Source organism: Curtobacterium flaccumfaciens (genome assembly GCF_013359815.1).
Classification (GTDB): domain Bacteria; phylum Actinomycetota; class Actinomycetes; order Actinomycetales; family Microbacteriaceae; genus Curtobacterium; species Curtobacterium flaccumfaciens.
In genome coordinates this window covers 1-5,501 of sequence record NZ_JABMCF010000022.1, presented here as the reverse complement: position 1 = coordinate 5,501, position 5,501 = coordinate 1, and the positions used below count along the sequence as shown (strand labels likewise).

Annotated in this window: 3 rRNA genes; all 3 read left to right on the top strand. The window is 55.5% G+C overall.

What is annotated here, in order from left to right:
- Positions 1–136: 136 nt before the first annotated feature.
- The 3 genes from HP445_RS00075 (at position 137) to rrf (ending at position 5,493) form a co-directional block, all read left to right on the top strand.
- A 16S ribosomal RNA gene (locus tag HP445_RS00075) occupies positions 137–1,658 on the top strand.
- Positions 1,659–2,091: 433 nt separating this feature from the next.
- A 23S ribosomal RNA gene (locus HP445_RS00070) occupies positions 2,092–5,219 on the top strand.
- A gap of 157 nt (positions 5,220–5,376) precedes the next feature.
- Positions 5,377–5,493: ribosomal RNA gene (gene rrf, locus HP445_RS00065) — 5S ribosomal RNA — on the top strand.
- Together the 16S, 23S and 5S rRNA genes form the textbook arrangement of a ribosomal RNA operon.
- Positions 5,494–5,501: the final 8 nt, after the last annotated feature.

The window sequence follows — 5,501 nt, the reverse complement described above, 5'->3', positions numbered from 1 at the left end:
TATTGATTGACCTCGTGCCTGGTCGGCTTGCTGACTGGGTCATGAAGCAATTCCTTTTGGATTGAAGATTGTCAGTAGACAGTCAACAGTCAGAATCAACTCGGTCTGATGCCTTCGGGTGTTGGGTCTGTATTTTTTTACGGAGAGTTTGATCCTGGCTCAGGACGAACGCTGGCGGCGTGCTTAACACATGCAAGTCGAACGATGATGCCCAGCTTGCTGGGTGGATTAGTGGCGAACGGGTGAGTAACACGTGAGTAACCTGCCCCTGACTCTGGGATAAGCGTTGGAAACGACGTCTAATACTGGATATGATCACTGGCCGCATGGTCTGGTGGTGGAAAGATTTTTTGGTTGGGGATGGACTCGCGGCCTATCAGCTTGTTGGTGAGGTAATGGCTCACCAAGGCGACGACGGGTAGCCGGCCTGAGAGGGTGACCGGCCACACTGGGACTGAGACACGGCCCAGACTCCTACGGGAGGCAGCAGTGGGGAATATTGCACAATGGGCGAAAGCCTGATGCAGCAACGCCGCGTGAGGGATGACGGCCTTCGGGTTGTAAACCTCTTTTAGTAGGGAAGAAGCGAAAGTGACGGTACCTGCAGAAAAAGCACCGGCTAACTACGTGCCAGCAGCCGCGGTAATACGTAGGGTGCAAGCGTTGTCCGGAATTATTGGGCGTAAAGAGCTCGTAGGCGGTTTGTCGCGTCTGCTGTGAAATCCCGAGGCTCAACCTCGGGCTTGCAGTGGGTACGGGCAGACTAGAGTGCGGTAGGGGAGATTGGAATTCCTGGTGTAGCGGTGGAATGCGCAGATATCAGGAGGAACACCGATGGCGAAGGCAGATCTCTGGGCCGTAACTGACGCTGAGGAGCGAAAGCATGGGGAGCGAACAGGATTAGATACCCTGGTAGTCCATGCCGTAAACGTTGGGCGCTAGATGTAGGGACCTTTCCACGGTTTCTGTGTCGTAGCTAACGCATTAAGCGCCCCGCCTGGGGAGTACGGCCGCAAGGCTAAAACTCAAAGGAATTGACGGGGGCCCGCACAAGCGGCGGAGCATGCGGATTAATTCGATGCAACGCGAAGAACCTTACCAAGGCTTGACATACACCGGAAACGGCCAGAGATGGTCGCCCCCTTGTGGTCGGTGTACAGGTGGTGCATGGTTGTCGTCAGCTCGTGTCGTGAGATGTTGGGTTAAGTCCCGCAACGAGCGCAACCCTCGTTCTATGTTGCCAGCGGGTTATGCCGGGGACTCATAGGAGACTGCCGGGGTCAACTCGGAGGAAGGTGGGGATGACGTCAAATCATCATGCCCCTTATGTCTTGGGCTTCACGCATGCTACAATGGCCGGTACAAAGGGCTGCGATACCGTAAGGTGGAGCGAATCCCAAAAAGCCGGTCTCAGTTCGGATTGAGGTCTGCAACTCGACCTCATGAAGTCGGAGTCGCTAGTAATCGCAGATCAGCAACGCTGCGGTGAATACGTTCCCGGGCCTTGTACACACCGCCCGTCAAGTCATGAAAGTCGGTAACACCCGAAGCCGGTGGCCTAACCCTTGTGGAAGGAGCCGTCGAAGGTGGGATCGGTGATTAGGACTAAGTCGTAACAAGGTAGCCGTACCGGAAGGTGCGGCTGGATCACCTCCTTTCTAAGGAGCATCTGGTCAGTGCTGGTCGCCCATCATGGGTGGTTGGTTGCTGGTCCAGGCGCCTGTTTCGGACCGAACGTGTCCGACGGGTAGCTCATGGGTGGAACATTGACAGTGCAGTTGGGAGTGATGCTTCCGACCTCAGTACGCTCTGCTTGCAGGGTTGGGACGGGTCGAGGGTGGAGCTGCTGGCTGGTGCACGTTGTTGGGTCCTGAGGGACCAGGCTTCCTACTGTCACGTGAGTGGTGGTGGGGGTTGGGCCTACGGGTCCTTCGTCGGGCCAGGGTGAACCTACTGTTGTGGTGGGGGAGTGCTGGTGCCGATCGTATGTTGAGAACTACACAGTGGACGCGAGCATCTTTGATTCGCGTCATCCATGATCAACCTTCGGGTTGGTCTGGTGTGACGTTGGATCGCAATTTTAATCTTTGTGGTCAAGTTTCTAAGAGCAAACGGTGGATGCCTTGGCATCTGGAGCCGATGAAGGACGTAGAAATCTGCGATAAGCCTCGGGGAGCTGATAATCGAGCCTCGATCCGAGGATTTCCGAATGGGGAAACCCCGCCAGGCGCTTTGCGACCTGGTGACTCCCGCCTGAATATATAGGGCGGGTAGAGGGAACGTGGGGAAGTGAAACATCTCAGTACCCACAGGAAGAGAAAACAACATGTGATTCCGTGAGTAGTGGCGAGCGAAAGCGGATGAGGCTAAACCGATCATGTGTGATAGCCGGCGGGCGTTGCATGGTCGGGGTTGTGGGACACGTCACTCAGTTCTGCCGGACTGGGACGGTTACAGCGCATCATAGTCGAACCGGTTTGAAAGCCGGGCCGTAGTGGGTGCCAGCCCCGTAGACGAAATGGTGTTATGGCCGGATGTGTATCCCAAGTAGCACGGGGCCCGAGAAATCCCGTGTGAATCTGTCAGGACCACCTGATAAGCCTAAATACTCCCAGATGACCGATAGCGGACAAGTACCGTGAGGGAAAGGTGAAAAGTACCCCGGGAGGGGAGTGAAATAGTACCTGAAACCGTTTGCTTACAAACCGTCGGAGCCTCCTTAGTAGGGGTGACGGCGTGCCTTTTGAAGAATGAGCCTGCGAGTTAGTGATATGTGGCGAGGTTAACCCGTGAGGGGCAGCCGTAGCGAAAGCGAGTCTGAATAGGGCGTTTGAGTCGCATGTTCTAGACCCGAAGCGAAGTGATCTATCCATGGCCAGGTTGAAGCGACGGTAAGACGTCGTGGAGGACCGAACCCACTTCAGTTGAAAATGGAGGGGATGAGCTGTGGATAGGGGTGAAAGGCCAATCAAACTTCGTGATAGCTGGTTCTCTCCGAAATGCATTTAGGTGCAGCGTTGCGTGTTTCTCGCCGGAGGTAGAGCTACTGGATGGCCGATGGGCCTCAACAGGTTACTGACGTCAGCCAAACTCCGAATGCCGGTGAGTGAGAGCGCAGCAGTGAGACGGTGGGGGATAAGCTTCATCGTCGAGAGGGAAACAACCCAGACTACCAACTAAGGTCCCTAAGCGTGTGCTAAGTGGGAAAGGATGTGGAGTTGCACAGACAACCAGGAGGTTGGCTTAGAAGCAGCCACCCTTGAAAGAGTGCGTAATAGCTCACTGGTCAAGTGATTCCGCGCCGACAATGTAACGGGGCTCAAGCACACCACCGAAGTTGTAGATTTCGCACTATAGACAAGCCTTCGTGGTTCAGTCGTGCGGAGTGGTAGGAGAGCGTCGTGTGGCGAGTGAAGCGGCGGAGTGATCCAGCCGTGGACGCTACACGAGTGAGAATGCAGGCATGAGTAGCGAAAGACGGGTGAGAAACCCGTCCTCCGAAAGACCAAGGGTTCCAGGGCCAGGTTAATCCGCCCTGGGTAAGTCGGGACCTAAGGCGAGGCCGACAGGCGTAGTCGATGGACAACGGGTTGATATTCCCGTACCGGCGAACAACCGCCCAAGCTAATCCAGTGGTGCTAAGAGTCCTAACCCGGTACAACCGGATCCCTTCGGGGTGATGGTGGCCGGTCTAACGCTCGACCCCATGCTGGTGCGGTTAGCGTATGAACAGGTGTGACGCAGGAAGGTAGCTGAGCCAGGCGATGGTATCCGTAAGGTGAACCTGGTGTAAGGATGTAGGGCTGACGATAGGCAAATCCGTCGTCTGTATGCCTGAGATCCGACGCGTACCCGTAAGGGGAAATCAGTGATCCTATGCTGCCGAGAAAAGCATCGACGCGAGGTTGCAGCCGCCCGTACCCGAAACCGACTCAGGTGGTCAGGTAGAGAATACCAAGGAGATCGAGAGAATCGTGGTTAAGGAACTCGGCAAAATGCCCCCGTAACTTCGGGAGAAGGGGGGCCGGACACGTGACCGGATTTACTCCGTGAGCGTTGAAGGCCGCAGAGACCAGTGGGAAGCGACTGTTTACTAAAAACACAGGTCCGTGCGAAGTCGCAAGACGATGTATACGGACTGACGCCTGCCCGGTGCTGGAAGGTTAAGAGGAAGGGTTAGCCTTTGGGCGAAGCTCTGAATTTAAGCCCCAGTAAACGGCGGTGGTAACTATAACCATCCTAAGGTAGCGAAATTCCTTGTCGGGTAAGTTCCGACCTGCACGAATGGCGTAACGACTTCCCAGCTGTCTCAACCGCGAACTCGGCGAAATTGCACTACGAGTAAAGATGCTCGTTACGCGCAGCAGGACGGAAAGACCCCGTGACCTTTACTACAGTTTGGTATTGGTGTTCGGAGTGGCTTGTGTAGGATAGGTGGGAGACTGTGAAGCGGGCACGCTAGTGTTCGTGGAGTCATTGTTGAAATACCACTCTGGTCACTTTGGATGTCTAACGTAGGACCCTGATCGGGTTCATGGACAGTGCCTGATGGGTAGTTTAACTGGGGCGGTTGCCTCCCAAAGAGTAACGGAGGCGCCCAAAGGTTCCCTCAACCTGGTTGGCAATCAGGTGGCGAGTGTAAGTGCACAAGGGAGCTTGACTGTGAGACTGACAGGTCGAGCAGGGACGAAAGTCGGGACTAGTGATCCGGCAGTGGCTTGTGGAAGCGCTGTCGCTCAACGGATAAAAGGTACCTCGGGGATAACAGGCTGATCTTGCCCAAGAGTCCATATCGACGGCATGGTTTGGCACCTCGATGTCGGCTCGTCGCATCCTGGGGCTGGAGTAGGTCCCAAGGGTTGGGCTGTTCGCCCATTAAAGCGGTACGCGAGCTGGGTTTAGAACGTCGTGAGACAGTTCGGTCCCTATCCGCTGCGCGCGTTGGAAATTTGAGAAGATCTATCCCTAGTACGAGAGGACCGGGATGGACGAACCTCTGGTGTGTCAGTTGTTCTGCCAAGGGCACCGCTGATTAGCTACGTTCGGACCGGATAACCGCTGAAAGCATCTAAGCGGGAAGCCGTCTTCGAGATGAGATTTCCATGCACCTTGAGTGTGAGAGGCTCCCAGCAGACTACTGGGTTGATAGGCCGGATGTGGAAGCGGGGACTAACGACCCGTGGAGCTGACCGGTACTAATAAGCCGAAGACTTGATAACACACTGATTTCCGTGCACTTGTTGCACGGGCTCGCGTCCACTTTGTGGTTCCCGACAGACGATCGGGAATCGAAACTGAATACACCGCTCTGCCCTCTTCACGGAGGGTGGTAGTCGGGACAGCTTTGAGACCAATGTATGATCTGGTCGAGAGTGTTCCGGTGGTCATAGCGAGAGGGAAACGCCCGGTCACATTCCGAACCCGGAAGCTAAGCCTCTCAGCGCCGATGGTACTGCAAGGGGGACCTTGTGGGAGAGTAGGACGCCGCCGGACTTAACGTA